Here is a 14498-nt window from a genome sequence, read left to right as displayed (position 1 = left end):
AAAAGTCTACCATATGATCATTTCCCGAGAAATATTTTGTCGGAAAACGGAGAAATATCACCGCAACTCCTGCAAATATCGCAAGTTCTGCAAGGAATGACGTGCCAGTGCCATCACTTTGCGCTCCAAATGCGCATCGACGCCGAGGAGCCGATTCAAGTGCAGGTGAATGACGCTGCCGAGAATTTGCCCGATCGGAGCGGTGAGTTCCCCCTGCCCTTCCGCTTCGCGCAGCGCCTGGGCGTAGCGGATGAGCGCCGGGCGGCGCTGCTGCAGCTGCGAATGGATCACATCGCCGCCCGGCAAACGGCGCAGACCGGCCCAGTCGTCGGCAGAGTTGGCAGCCTGGAGGTAGCGTTTGCGCGACTCCCGGAACGGCTGCAGGAAGTCTTTGCGGTTGAATCCGGCATCCAGCCAGACGAACTGCTCGGCAAAGGACAAGCCGAATTGTTCCATGATGTCGATCAAGCTGACCACACCGATCAACTCCAGCTCCAGACTGAGCTGCCCGGAGCGCCGCAGTCCGATCCAGTGCATCACCGCTTGACTGTCGGCAGCGAACACCTCCTCAGCCAGCTTCATCAGATCCCCGCCGCCGTAGCGCTCCACTTCCGGGTCGTACGTGTCGATCACCAGACGGGCCAACAGCCCTTCCGCTTGCAACTGCCGGGAGAAGCGGTGCACCTCCGGCAGCACATCCCCGGTCAGCCGCTCCTGCACACCGTGCAGACGCAAGCGCAGATGCAGGTCAGGGTCGCCGTAGCGCATGAAAAAGCTCTTCCGCACCAGCCCCGACTCGGCCAGTTGTTTACAGAATTCCTGCAGATGCCACCCGATCAGTTCCTCTTCGCGGGCCGAGGCGCCATAGAGTTTTAAAAAGAGCCATTCGCTGCCCGGCAAGTACACCCGCTCAGCCGGCAGGATCGCGCTTGCCGCTGCCGCTTCTCGATGCACAGCAGCCACTTCCCGCTCCGCCTGTCCCGCAGCTTCGCGCCGCACCAACGGAAACACGCATTCCATCAGAAAGCGGCCCTGTTCGCCTTCCGCCACCGTCTCCTCCAGATCACCTTCCGCTTCGGTCAGCACCAGCCCGCTACCCGCCTGCAGTTTCTGAAACTCGCGGCGCAGCTCCTCCAGGCAGACGTCATGCTCCAGATCGAGCAGCATGCGATTGTCTGACGCCCCCAGATACACCTTGCGCGGCACCTGCCATTCCGTCCGCCAAGCTGTGACCGCCCGTCGCCACTCCGCCGCCGACCCTGTTGCCGCTTCAACGGCGATCACCCCACTGCACAATCTCCACCGGGCTGCCGACAGCACCACCCGTCCATAGCGCACGCGCGGCAGCATCGGCGCCGTCTCCAGCGTCCCCCAGCCAAACGGCATCCAATTGCGCGTGCCTTCCATCGCCAGTTCGCGCAAAAAGCGGTACAGATTCGGCGTGTTCTGCATGTTCAACATGTGCGTCGTCACCGGCACCACTTCACAGCCGAGACGGCGCGACTTCAGATACAAGCGCTCTCCCCGCATCCCGACGACAAGATCGTCCGGCGTGATCGTCCGCTCCGGCTCTTTCGACGAGCGGGTGCCGAGCACGATCTCAGCGTCATGCGCATTGAACGACAGCAGCACATTCGATGCCCGCCCGGCCACCGGCAGATAGACCAGCTCCGCAAACACCGCATCGGGCCGCAGGTCCTGCTCCCGCTGCACTGCTTCCCGGAGCCCGTCTCGCACCCGGTTGCCGAGCAGATTCACGAACCGCCCAAACATCTGCCCTGCCCGGTTCGAGCCGTGATTGGCTCCGAGCACCATCCGATAGTCGCCGCGCTCCAGCGCCGCCTGCGACCGGGCATGCAGCGAAACATACAGCTCCATCGAGCGCGGTGCCCCCGACTCCGGCGTCTCCACCGGCTGCAGCTCGGCGATCATCGCATCGGTCAGCTCGATCTCCCGCGCCCCGCGCTGCTGTGCCTGCATCATCCAGCGCAACAAGAGCTTGTCCCGGCGCTTCCCATAGTCGGAAGCCTGGGCCGTCCCCTTGCGCCGCGACGCCGGAAACTCATACGTTGCCGGCGCGCCAAGCCCTTCATCTTCATCGAGCAGCTCCAGAAGCGGCACCTCGCGATGGTGCCCGTACCGCTCCAAAAACGCCTGCCGGTACGACTCCAGATTGCCATAGCCCGCATCGGCGGGCGCCATCCGCCAGAGCGCCTCGGCCGCCCGCGCCGCTTCTTGCGCCAACGCGCGCGAGACGACGAATGTTACCCCGGCCAGCGCCAAGTCGACCTGCAGCGTGGTCTTCACCTCGGCCAGCTCCCGCATCTGGGCTTCCAGTTCGCAATACGCCCGCTCGCCTGTGCCAATCGGCAACGCATCATAGGCGGCGATCCCCCGCTCGATGTCCCGCAGTTTGGCGACCAGCTCCCCGATCCCCCGCACCCGCTCCAACCGGGCCAGCAGTTCGCCATACGGCGACGCCGCCATCAGCGACGGGCGCAGTTCGCTGATCAAAAACTCCTTCTGAAACAACTGCCACAAAAATTGGCTGATTTTCTCCTGCGGCGTGTCAGGGTAGGCCGCCTGCACCCGTTCGCGCAATTCAGCGAACGGCAGCAACTGCCGGGCTTCCCGCAGCACCAGCTCCACGACCGGAGTCAGGCGGACGGATGATTCTTCCATCCGACCCGCGCCTGAACCCTGCTGCCCGTACTGCGTCGCATAGGCCAGCTTCACTCGCGACCCGCTGATCCGCACCAGCGAATTGACCTGCACCGACAGCTGCGCGACCGTCTCCAACCGGCTTTCCACCTGCTGAATCACGCGCAGCAGCCACTCCATGTCCGGCCGCGTCTGCTTGCGATGCTGAGACACAGCCCCAAGCTTCAGCTCCGTGCGTTCGCCCAACTCCCCGCACGCCACACCAGAAAATAAGCCAAACGGCGTCGAACGCGTCGACATCCGGTTGAGATACCGCCACAGCCCCCGCTCGGCCTGCTCCCGTTTGCGCGGCGGCGCATCTGCAGCCAGCTGCGGCAACGTCTGCAAAAGCGACAAAGAGCCGACGGCGATCGCCTCCCGGGTCACTCCGTCTTCCGCCCAGACGGTCAGGTCCGCGCCTTGAAGCACGCGGGCGTACGCTTCGACTGGCAACAGCGGCGTGCGCACCATCACAAAATCAAGCGGTTCAAACATTCGACCTGCCTCCTCCCGTAAAATAAGGATACACCAAAGGTCAGACCTTTGGTGTATCGCAGTTCTTGCACCGTCAGACGCTTATACGCACTCCGGACCGTTGTCGTTGCCTGCAACTTTCGTTCTGTACGTGTAGCAGTAGGAGGAGGTGCACTCGCCGTTCGAGCACAGCTCGGTCAAGGAATCGGTCCCCACCGAACCCACTTGTTTCACTTGAAAATCCAAATCGAACAGATCGTTTGCCATGACTGTCAACCCCTTTCTAATTTGTATGAAGATTGGTAATACTTGACTAGAATATAACAAATTAGAAATTAGTAATCAATACCAATTTTAAAATAAAAGAGAGGCGATCATAATCGCCTCTCACATCATGTTCTATTTTCCTTTTTTCGCCGAACCAAAACCTGCATTCGGGTTGAACACTTTCACATCGCGCAAGCTGCGCAGTTTCACGACATAGCTTCCGTTCGCTTGCGATGCGATCCCGATCACATCGAGGGCATCGCCGTTCTGGAAGCCAAGCGTCGCTGCCGTTGCACCGCTGCGGGAGTCGACCAGCACGGTGATCGACTGGCCGTCAAGCGTGGCTGTGAAGGAAGCGGAGCCAAACGTGTTGGTCTGCTTCAGGTCGGACACGATCACTTTCTTCAGCTTCACGATCTCGCCTTCGTGCGCTGCGCCGACAGCAGCCGGCGTGACGTTCACGTGCTCCGGCAGTTCTGTCGTGCCTGTTTTTACAATCGCGGTCACGCCGATCAAGCGGAACTCGCCGCCGTTTTCTGCGGTGATGCCGGTGACGCGCACGACATCGCCCGGCGCCAGATCGGTGCGGTTTTGCAGGACGAACAGGCCGCCTGTCGCGTCTTGCATGTAGAAGCGCTTCTCGCCAAAGAGACCCGTCTTGGAGGTGACAGTGCCTTGAACGGTCACCACTTTGCCAACGCCTGCGAGGCGCGCATCGGCGATCGTTTGTGCGCCGATGTTGTTGTCTGCGATCGCGCGCACATCGGAGATGCGCGCATCCGCTTCATAAGCGAACGGTTCGGTGGAGTTCTTCACGAACGCCACCAGCGCTTCCAAGTCTTCCGGACCGGTCACCGGGTTCTTGCCCAGTTGGCCCATCGGCTTGTATTTGGCAGACGTCGACGTGGCCATGAAGTTGTTCACTGTCAAGGTGTACGTCTTTGCCCGGTCGATCTTGGAGCCGTCCGGCAGGAAGATGTCGACCGTCTTCACCGTTTCCGAATCGTAGGTGTACGAGAAGCCGCCGACGGAAAAGTCCGGGCCGTACTGCTTGGACAGCTGCGCGTCGAGGATCGTAAACATGTCAGCGCCCGTCACTTCCAGCTTCATCAGCACGTTGTTGAACGGCAGGATGTTGTACAGCTCGCCCCAGGTGATCGGGCCAGCCTGCAGGTTGTCGCGGATGCCGCCGCCGTTCATCAAGGCAAAGTCGCTGTCCATCGCCGCCGTCATCGAGTCGGCGATCAGGTTGCCCAGCGCGTTGTCGCCGATCAGACCTTTGACGCCGTAGCCGCCGAGCATTTGCAGCTCCGCTTCGCCGACCACTTGGTTGATGATCGGTGCGATGCGGTTTTGGTACTTGCTGATGATCTCAGCAACAGCCGGGTCCGGGGTGATGCCCGCTTGGAGCACCGGCACGATCTCGCCGCGTTTGGCCACGATGTCATGGGTGACCGGCGAGATCTCCAGATCGACGTCGGCGATCGCTTTGCCGTATTCCCAAGCTTGAACGATCAGCTTGTTGTCGACCACGCCGTTTACGATCTGGTGGTTGTGCGCGGCAAAAATCACGTCGACTTCATCGTCGACCTTGTTGGCGAGGTCTGCAGCCGGGCCGGTGACTTTGCTGCCCGATTGCACCGCATCCATGTGGGCCATGACGACGATCGCCTTGATGCCTTGCGCTTTCAGTTCTGCGACCGCCGCGTTGACAGCTGCGGTCTCATCGGTGAATTCGATGTCTTGAATGCCGGCCGGCATGACCATACCGGCAGCCGAGCGGGTGACCACACCGATGAAGCCGATCTTTTCGCCGCCGACCTCTTTGATCACGTACGGATCGAGCACATGCTCGCCGGTCGCTTTGTAGACGACGTTCGCCGCTACGTGCGGGAAGTTGATGCCGTCGTAGCCTGCGGTGCCGTTCGGATGATCGCCGCCGTTTTGCAGGCGGAGCATTTCGGCAGTGCCTTCGTCGAGCTCATGGTTGCCGATCGTGCCGGCAGCAAAGCCGAGGTGTTCCAGAATCTCCACCGTCGGCTCGTCTTGGAACAGTGCCGACACCGGAGAGGAGCCGCCCACCGCGTCGCCGGCGTGGATCAGCAAGGTGTTCGGGTTGGTCGCTTCCCGCTGTTTCAGGTAAGCTGCCACATAGTCCATTCGGCCAAACCAGCCGTCGTTGACGCGGTCGCCGTTAAAGTCCGCTTCGTACGACTGGTCGATCTTGCCGTGCAGGTCGTTGATCGACAGCAGTTGCACCTGCACGTTGGGCAGCATCGTTTCCGCGTAGGTGTAGCCGGCAGTCGCCGCTTCTTCTGCCGAGTAGAAGAAGACACGGTTCTCAACCGGAACTTCTTCCCATTTTTCGGGCGAGACGAACTTCTTGCTGTAGAAGTCGCCGACATACTTGTCGGGGCCGCCGCGGTTGGTGAAGCGGAATTCGTAGGGGAGCATCTCCAGCGGATTTTGCGGGTCCCAGATGCCGCGCTCGTTTTGCATCGCTTCACGAGTCGCTTGCGCATACTCGTCAAAATGCTCGACGTTCGGCCAGATGAAGTACGGCACAGCCATGCCGAGGCGCACCATCTCTTTGTTGATGTCCATGCCGTTCACATGGATATGCGCGAGCAGTCGGCCGTAGCTGTCGAACGGGTCGTTCGCCGCTTCGATTTCGACCGGGGTGCCGACCGGGAGCAGTTCTTTCAGCTTCAGCTTGGCCTGTTCGCCGTGGAAGCCTTGGGACATGCCTTCATAGTTGGTTTCCGGTGCGTCGATCGACAGCATGCGCACCGTCGTCGCGCCGAGCACCGGGGTGGTCAGGTGAGCGGTGTCGCCGTCGACCGTCGATTTGATCGAGGACGCGTAGCGGTCGGCCGGACGCGGCGCACCCGGCTGCTCGGCTGCCAGCTTGATGTCTGCCGCTTTGCGCGGCATCAATTGATAGGAGTCATATTGACCGACGATCGCGGTGAATTCATACCACTTGCCGGCTTGGAGCTGTCCGATCGCGCCGGTCGTTTCCATGACGCGCAGGGTGGTGCCATTGAACGCGCCGTCATAGATCGACACGTTGTACCCGCCGCCCGATGCGGTGGACGGGACGCTGGCTGCGTACGCGGTCACTTTGACCAGCGTGCCTTCGTACACTTCGCCCGCTGCGGTGGTCAGCACTTCCAGAGAGGACAGCGCTGCCGGTGCCGGAAGCGGGTTGTTGCCGGAGATCACTTGCACGTCCGTTGCTTGTGCCAGTTCGATTTCCAGCAAGCCTTTATATTCAGTAATCTTGCCGGTGACGCGCACCTTGTCCCCTTCTTTCAAGTTCGGGAACCCGGTCGCGCTCGAAGCAAAGAGGTTGATGCCTGCAGTGCCATCTTGGATGAAGGTCGAGAGCTTGTAGCCGCCCAACGCTGCGTTGTCGGCGGTGACAACGCCTTCGACGATCACCGTTTGCCCGGTTTTCGCGCGCGCATCGGCGATGCTCATCTCTTGCGGGCCCGGCGGCGGATCGATGACAACGCCGCCGTCAAGGATCGTGTAGGCGGTCGGAGTCTTCAGCCCCGGGGCCGTGAAGTACGCGCCCAAGGTGCCGGTGATGCGAACTTTCGCACCGAGGTTTTCCGGGTGGTCGACCAGATTCAGCGCATTGCGAACGGCCGTGCCGGCTACGAGCTGCACCGGCATGATTTTCGCTTTCGCCGTTTCGGTCGGGCTGTCGGCGATCGCCAGGTTCGACGGAACCGTAAACGGACCGGAGAGCTGATAGTTCGGTCCGACGCTGGTCGTGCCGACGAGGTAGCCTTCGACAGTGGCCACGCCTGCGTTGTTCGCAATCGCCTGTGCGACGGTGATTGCCGTTTCTTCAGCCTGTACCACCAGCGTTGCCTGCCCGAAGCTGAGGAAGTTCGTCAGCACGAGAGCAAACGCGAGCAGCACACTGAGGGTTTTGTTCCACACATGTTTCCGCATTTGGATTTTTTACCTCTTTTCCCAATAGTTAAAGATGACTGAAATTTGTGCAAAGATCATTTCTATCATACTATAAAACTGTGAAGATTTTGTAGCGTTTTTTATAGGGTATAAATAAAAATGAGCCCCGGAAACTCCGGGACTCACATGAAAAATTTAGATTTATTCGTTGTTAAGAAAGATTTCCAGCCGCACCTTAACGTCCGGCCATTCGCGGTCGATGACCGAGAAGAACACCGTGTCGCGCACATAGCCGTTGCTCATGATCATATGGTTGCGCAAAACGCCCTCGCGGACAGCGCCGAGCCGGGCGATCGCGTTCTGTGACCGTTCGTTGCGCACGTCCGTCTTGATCTGCACGCGGATGAAGCCGAGCGCTTCAAAAGCATGGCGGAGCAGCAGATATTTGCACTCCGTGTTGACCCGGCTGCGCCACACGCTGGGGTGGTACCAGGTCCAACCGATCTCAAGGCTTTTGCCCGGGATGGAAATATCGAGATAGCGGGTGCTGCCGATGATGCGGTCCGTCTCCTTGTCGATCACGACAAACGCCAGATCGACGCCTTGCTCGACCCGCTTCAAAGTCTCCTCCACAAAATACTCCGCGCGCTCCAGCGAATCGATCGCATACGGCAAGTACGTCCAGATCGCCTCGTCTTGCGCCGCTTCATAAATGCCCGCCGCATGTTCCCGCGCCAAAGGAACGAGCCGGACGCGGACCCCTTCCAGCACTGCCTGTTCCAGTTTCATGCTCCACGACCTCAATTCTTTTTTAGGCTATAATAAAGCAAAACCTACCAAGCGCCAAGGGGGAATCTCTCATGAATGAAACGATCGATCTGCTGCAACGGCACCGTTCGATTCGCAAATACCAACCAACGCCGCTGACCGACGAGCAGAAGCGGGCGATCATCCAGTCTGCGCAGATGGCCTCATCGTCGTCCAACATCCAAGCGTACAGCGTGATCGGCGTCACCGACCCGGAGCTGAAAAAGCAGTTGGCCCATCTGACCGGCGATCAAAGCTATGTGGCGGAGTGCGGCCTGTTCCTCGTCTGGTGCGCCGACCTGTACCGCCTGCAGCAGGCCTGCGCCAAGCACGGCGTGGAGATGCAGCATCAATATGTGGAAAGTTTTCTCGTCTCCACCGTCGACGTGGCGCTGGCGGCGCAAAACGCGGCGGTGGCTGCTGAAGCGCTGGGCCTTGGCATCGTCTACATCGGCGGGATCCGCCAGAACCCGGCTGCCGTCAGCGAACTGCTCAAGCTGCCCCAACTGGTCTACCCCGTCTTCGGCATGTGTGTCGGCGTCCCCGACCAAGAGCCGTCGCACCGTCCGCGCCTGTCCACCGCCGCGGTCTACCATGAAAATGCCTACCAGCCGAGCCAGATCGCCGAGGGCATCGAAGACTACGACCAGACGATGCGCGATTACTACCGCGAGCGCAGCGGCGGCAAGATCGACACCACCTGGTCGAAGCAGATCTCCGAAAAATACGCTCATCCTGCCCGTGCTCACATGCGCGCCTTTCTGGACGATCAGGGCTTCGGGTTCGAATAAGGCAGCGTCCCCATCTGCCGGTCCTGCCACTTGCGAAAGAGCGGCAGCGCGAGTATCGACCCGCAAAGCGTCATCAGCATGTCCCACTGGGCATCCCAGATGTCACCCTGCATGCCGAGGAACTCGGTGCTCGCGCCGTGCAGCGTCAGCACGGAGAGGAACTCGAGGATCTCATACAGCGCGGCCAGCCCGAGACAGAAGCTCAATACGAAGAGATTCAGCCAGAAGCGGCTCGTGAGCGGCGTTTTGCGCAAGATCACTTCCCGCGCCAGCAATGCGCTGACGATGCCTTTGATGAAATGGCCGAAGCGGTCGTAGTGGTTGCGCTGCCAGTCGAACGTGTCGCGCAGCCAGGAAAACAGGGGCATGTGCTCATAGGAATAATGTCCGCCGATGATCACGATGATCGACGCGATCCACAGCCACGTGTAGGTCAGATCGGTCAGGCGAAACCTGCGGTACAGCCAGATCGCCACGCCCCAGATCACGAGGATCGGCGCAACTTCCATCGCCAGGGTCAGCCAGTCGCGGGGCTTGATCAGCGACCAGATCAAGACCAGCGCAAAACTGGCCAGGTAAAACCAATGCAGCATTTTTACGCGCATCGTCATCCCCATTTCTGTACGGTGTGTTGCTATTCACTCTCTCCAACTTTTGAATCGTCTACTCAACAAGGAAGCCGGATCGCCCTGGCTTCCTTTTTCTGGTCCGGCAAGGCATCGGTGCTGCGCGAAAGAAGGTACAACTCTCGCGCGTGTAGAAAATGCTGGCTAGAGATCGCGATGGCAGCGGGCATTTTGCTTCCTGCCTGATCGAGTCGAGAGGAGAATCGCGGATGAATTTTGATGCCTTGCATCACCCGTACGCGTCGAAGCGCATGACGGCATATGCGCGAAACGGCATGGTGGCAACCTCGCAGCCGCTGGCGGCGCAGGCGGGGCTTGAGATTTTGCAAAAGGGCGGCAATGCGGTCGACGCGGCGATCGCCACAGCGGCGGCGCTGACGGTGGTCGAGCCGACGTCGAACGGGATCGGCGGCGATGCGTTTGCTTTGGTCTGGGTGAAAGGCGAACTGCACGGGCTGAACGCGAGCGGGCCTGCCCCGATGGGCATCTCGTGTGCAGCGCTGGAACAAGCGGGCGTGGCGGAGATCCCGAAGTTTGGGTTTCTGCCGGTGACGGTGCCGGGAGCTCCCGGCGCCTGGGCCGCTCTTTCAGAAACATTCGGCCGGCTGCCGCTGACCGAAGTGTTGGCCCCGGCGATTCGCTATGCGGAGGAAGGATATCCGCTCTCCCCTGTTTTGGCGTACTACTGGGAGCGGGCGTATGTGATGTATGCGAAGCTGTTGAAGGGCGAGGAGTATCGGCATTGGTTCGAGACGTTTGCGCCGGACGGGCGCGCGCCGCAGGTCGGCGAGATCTGGCGGTCGCCCGATCATGCGCGGACGCTGCAGAAGATCGCGGAAACCAAGGCGGAGACTTTTTATCGCGGGGAGCTGGCGGAGCGGATCGACGCCTATTCGCGGCAGTACGGCGGGTACATTCGCAAAGAAGATCTGGCCGCCTATCAGCCGGAGTGGGTGCGGCCGATCGGGGTGAACTACCGCGGGTATGACGTGTGGGAGATTCCGCCGAACGGGCACGGACTGGTCGCGCTGCAGGCGCTGAACCTGTTGCAAGGCTATGAATTCGCACAGCGGGATGCGGTCGAGACGTACCACAAGCAGATCGAAGCGATCAAGCTGGCTTTTGCCGACGGACAGAAGTACATCACCGATCACGGCAAAATGCGGGTGCGGGTGGAGGACTTGCTGTCCGAGGCGTATGCGGACGAGCGTCGCAAGCTGATCGGCGACCAGGCAGCGCTCCCTGTCGCCGGCGAACCTCCGCGCGGCGGGACGGTGTATTTGGCGACGGCCGACGGCGAAGGCAACATGGTGTCGTTCATTCAGAGCAACTACATGGGCTTCGGCTCCGGGCTGGTCGTGCCGGGCACGGGGATCGGGCTGCAGAACCGCGGGCACAACTTCACGTTGGATCAGGCGCATGACAACTGCTTGGAGCCGGGGAAAAAGCCGTATCATACGATCATCCCGGGCTTCCTGACGAAATGCGACCAGGCGGTGGGGCCGTTTGGCGTGATGGGCGGTTTCATGCAGCCGCAGGGGCATGTGCAAGTGGTGATGAACACGGTGGATTTTGGGCTCAACCCGCAGGCTGCCCTCGACGCACCGCGCTGGCAGTGGCTGAAGGACAAACGGATCGAGATCGAGCATTCCACCCCGGATCATCTCGTGCAAGCACTCGCCGCCCGCGGTCATGCTGTGCGCTGGGCGGTCGGCTCCGGCGGCTTCGGGCGCGGGCAGATCATCTGGCGCAACCCGGACACCGGCGTCCTGATGGGCGGCACGGAGCCGCGAACGGACGGGTGTGTGGCGTCTTATTGAACAAAAAGGTACGCCTGGCTCTTGGCGTACCTTTTTTGTCGGGCAGTTTGGTACAATGTGGGTACCAGATCGAGACGTACAGGAGGTACATAGATGCTAGAAGTGAAAGGATTGACCGGCGGTTACAAGGCCGATGTGCCGGTGATACGGGATGTGTCGCTGACGGTGGGGTCGGGCGAGCTGGTCGGAATGGTCGGGATGAACGGCGCCGGGAAGTCGACGGTGATCAAGCACGTATTGGGGCTGATGGAACCGCAGGCAGGCAGCGTGGCGTTAAACGGCGAGACGCTGGCGAGCAATCGGGCGCTGTTTCGGTCGCAGATCGCCTATGTGCCGGAGACGCCAAGGCTGTATCCGGAGTTGACCCTGCGGGAACATATGAAGCTGACCGCGATGGCGTACGGGATGGACGATGCTTTATATGAAGCAAGATCGGAACGCCTGCTCGGAATCTTTCGGATGAAGGAAAGTCTGGACGCGTTCCCGGGCACTTTTTCCAAAGGCATGCAGCAGAAAGTGATGATCCTCTGTGCGTTTCTGCTCCAGCCCGCCCTGCTGATCGTCGATGAGCCGTTTGTCGGCCTCGACCCGCTGGCGATCCAGGCGCTGTTGGAACTGCTGGAGGAGATGAAAGCGCAAGGCACGGGGATTCTGCTCTCCACGCACATCTTGGGCATGGCGGAGAAGTACTGCGACCGCTTCGTGATGATGAGCCGGGGCGAAGTCGCCCTCTACGGCACGCTGGACGACATGCGCGGACAAGCCGGGATGCCGGGCGCACCGCTCGATGACCTGTTCACCAAGGTCGTCAAGGAGTCGGCGCGATGAAGAGCCTGCAGGACTTGTATGCCCACCGCCTCAAGACCGCGTGGCGAAACGGGCTGATCTACGCCCTGAAGGCCGGCCGCAATGTCGCCTTGCCGATGTCGGTGCCGTTTGTGGCGGTGGGGATCGCGTTTGTGTACCGCTATCTGCTGGAGATCGTGCCCGCGTCCTTTCCGTCGGAGCTGTTTCTGGCGGTGGTGCTGGCCTACTTTTTGACGAAATGCAAGGTACGGACTTTCATAAAGGAACCTGACCTCGTCTTCCTGCTCCCTGCCGAGGCGCGGATGAAAGAGTATTTCCAGCGCGCAGTCAGGTACAGCTCGTGGATGGGGGCGCTGACGTTTTCGTTTGTGATGGGGATGGTGCTCCCCTTTTATCTGTTCGAGATCGGGGATCTGGCCGGATTTTTCCTCGTGTGGGCGCTGCTCATATTCGTAAAAGTATGGAATGTGCGGGAACATTGGCGGGGCATCGCCTGGAGAGAGCCTGCCTGGGTGACCGCGCTGCGCTTTCTTGCCAATGTGGGGCTGGCGTGGATGATCGTGCACGGTTTCTGGTTCGCCGTCTTGCTCCCCTTCGTACTCTTCCCGCTGCGCAAGCGCTGGCCGGACGGTTATCCGTGGTCAGACCTGATGGAGCTGGAGAAAAAGACGGTGGCCGGGTACCTCGCATTTGCCAACTTTTTCGTCGATGTGCCGGAGATCATGAACCGCGTGCGCGAGTGGAAATTCAAGCAGTTGCCGTGGGAGCAGGGCAAGCCTTTTCTGTTCCTCTACACCCGCACCTTCCTGCGCCACAGCGAATACTTCGGCATCGCCGTGCGGATCACGCTGACCGCATTTGTCGGGCTGTTCTTTGTCACCAACCTCTGGATCGGCCTTGGCGTCTACCTGCTCGCCCTGTACATCACAGGTAAGCAGATGCCGAACATGGCGACCGAGCGGAAATACCCCGATGTGATGGAGCTGTACCCGCTGGAAGAAGAGGCAAAACTGAAAGGCTACTCCCAGCTTTCCTTTGGCGTGATGGTCGTGCAGAGTGTGCTGCTGTTCCTGCCCGTGCTGATCGCAGGACTGCCGTGGTGGTACTTGCCTGCGGGGCTGGTGCTCGCGTATTTGCTCGCTTTTTACGACTTGCCCACACGGTTTCGGGAACGGATGGAAGAAAAAAAGTCCTGAGCTATACGCTCAGGACTTTTTCTGTGGCCAGCACTTGGCGGATGATCACCAGCGCCTTGTCGATGTCTTGTTCCGTAACGCCGGAGTGAGTGACGGCGCGGATGCGGCCGTGGCCCAGCTCGGCGATGTTCAGGCCCGCTTCGTAGCAGTCGGCGACGAAGCGCTGCCAGGTGAAGCCTTCAGCCGTGACGCGGAAGAAGACGATGTTGGTCGGGACGTCCATGTCCACTTCGATGCCATCGATCTCGGCCAGCCCGGCTGCCAGACGGCGGGCGTTGGCGTGGTCGTCGGCAAGGCGGTGCACCATCTTCTCCAGCGAGACGATCGCTGCTGCGGCCAGCAGACCGGATTGGCGCATGCCGCCGCCGAGCATTTTGCGCAGGCGGTAGACTTTCTCGATGAACGCGGCCGTTCCGACGACCATCGAGCCGACCGGGGCGGACAGGCCTTTGGAGAGGCAGAACTGGATCGAATCGGCATACTGTGCCACTTCCGATACCGGCACGTCCAGCGCGATCGCCGCGTTGAAGATGCGCGCGCCGTCCATGTGCACCGGCAGGCCTTTGCTTTGCGCGAACGCCTGCACTTCGGCGAGGTAGGACAGCGGCAGCACTTTGCCGCCCATGCGGTTGTGCGGGTTTTCGATCGTGATCAGGGCCGGCAGGGCGAACTGCGGGTCGGTCGTGTCGTCCGGGAATGCTTTTTCCAGGTCTTCGATCAAGAGGCGTCCGTCCGGCTGGGTCGGGATCGGCTCGTACATCACCCCGCCGCAGACGGCAGCGCCGCCCGCTTCGTAGATGTAGATGTCGGTCTCATTGCCGACCAGCACTTTCGAGCCGCGCGGGCAATGCGCCATCAGGGACGCGAGGTTGGCCATCGTGCCGCTCGGCATGAAGATCGCCGCTTCTTTGCCGAGCATCTTGGCGGCCAGCGCTTCCAGCTGCTTGACGGTCGGGTCTTCGCCGTACACGTCATCGCCGAGCGCCGCTTTCGGCATCGCGTCGAGCATCTCCTGTGTCGGCAGGGTGAAGGTGTCACTGCGCAATTCAATCATCGGAAAAGCCTCCTTGTGCATCGTGTGCG

The 14498-nt window shown here is 60.7% G+C and carries 10 protein-coding genes; 4 read left to right on the top strand and 6 right to left on the bottom strand.

The window, feature by feature from the left end:
• Positions 1-57 precede the first annotated feature (57 nt).
• The 4 genes from EV586_RS06875 to EV586_RS06865 all read right to left on the bottom strand — a co-directional run bounded on the left by EV586_RS06875 (position 58) and on the right by EV586_RS06865 (position 8157).
• Positions 58-3195 (bottom strand): lantibiotic dehydratase, encoded by a 3138-nt coding sequence (locus tag EV586_RS06875; protein ID WP_132944334.1) that lies wholly within the window; start codon positions 3193-3195, stop codon positions 58-60.
• A gap of 81 nt (positions 3196-3276) precedes the next feature.
• Positions 3277-3441: a hypothetical protein gene (locus tag EV586_RS21050; RefSeq protein ID WP_165898236.1), complete on the bottom strand. Its 165-nt coding sequence runs from the start codon at positions 3439-3441 to the stop codon at positions 3277-3279.
• Positions 3442-3573: 132 nt separating this feature from the next.
• The gene (locus tag EV586_RS06870; RefSeq protein WP_132944333.1) at positions 3574-7407 is read right to left on the bottom strand and encodes a DUF6359 domain-containing protein; all 3834 of its coding nucleotides are present in this window, start codon (positions 7405-7407) and stop codon (positions 3574-3576) included.
• Between the two features lie 162 nt (positions 7408-7569).
• The gene (locus EV586_RS06865) at positions 7570-8157 is read right to left on the bottom strand and encodes a GNAT family N-acetyltransferase (RefSeq protein ID WP_132944332.1); all 588 of its coding nucleotides are present in this window, start codon (positions 8155-8157) and stop codon (positions 7570-7572) included.
• Between the two features lie 71 nt (positions 8158-8228).
• Here EV586_RS06865 and nfsA point away from each other — a divergent pair, with 71 nt between their 5' ends.
• Positions 8229-8966: an oxygen-insensitive NADPH nitroreductase gene (gene nfsA, locus EV586_RS06860; RefSeq protein ID WP_132944331.1), complete on the top strand. Its 738-nt coding sequence runs from the start codon at positions 8229-8231 to the stop codon at positions 8964-8966.
• On the opposite strand, the gene EV586_RS06855 is transcribed toward nfsA, so the two are convergent.
• The gene (locus EV586_RS06855; protein ID WP_243652953.1) at positions 8945-9571 is read right to left on the bottom strand and encodes a DUF2238 domain-containing protein; all 627 of its coding nucleotides are present in this window, start codon (positions 9569-9571) and stop codon (positions 8945-8947) included. The two genes, nfsA and EV586_RS06855, sit on opposite strands and share 22 nt — an antisense overlap.
• 230 nt (positions 9572-9801) lie before the next feature.
• On the opposite strand from EV586_RS06855, the gene EV586_RS06850 reads away from it, so the two are divergent.
• The 3 genes from EV586_RS06850 (at position 9802) to EV586_RS06840 (ending at position 13415) form a co-directional block, all read left to right on the top strand.
• Positions 9802-11412, top strand: a complete 1611-nt coding sequence (locus tag EV586_RS06850) for a gamma-glutamyltransferase family protein (RefSeq protein ID WP_132944329.1) — start codon at positions 9802-9804, stop codon at positions 11410-11412.
• Positions 11413-11505: 93 nt separating this feature from the next.
• Complete coding sequence (locus EV586_RS06845) at positions 11506-12240, top strand: ABC transporter ATP-binding protein (RefSeq protein WP_132944328.1); 735 nt, start codon at positions 11506-11508, stop codon at positions 12238-12240.
• Entirely contained in the window at positions 12237-13415 is a 1179-nt protein-coding gene (locus tag EV586_RS06840) for an ABC transporter permease (protein WP_132944327.1), read from the top strand. Before EV586_RS06845 ends, EV586_RS06840 begins: the two co-directional genes overlap by 4 nt.
• A gap of 1 nt (position 13416) precedes the next feature.
• On the opposite strand, the gene ltaE is transcribed toward EV586_RS06840, so the two are convergent.
• Positions 13417-14469 (bottom strand): low-specificity L-threonine aldolase, encoded by a 1053-nt coding sequence (gene ltaE / locus EV586_RS06835; RefSeq protein WP_132944326.1) that lies wholly within the window; start codon positions 14467-14469, stop codon positions 13417-13419.
• Between the last annotated feature and the right edge of the window lie 29 nt (positions 14470-14498).

The organism is Tumebacillus sp. BK434, assembly GCF_004340785.1.
GTDB lineage: Bacteria > Bacillota > Bacilli > Tumebacillales > Tumebacillaceae > Tumebacillus_A.
The sequence above is the reverse complement of the archived record's forward strand: the minus strand, read 5'-3'. Positions and strand labels throughout refer to the sequence as shown.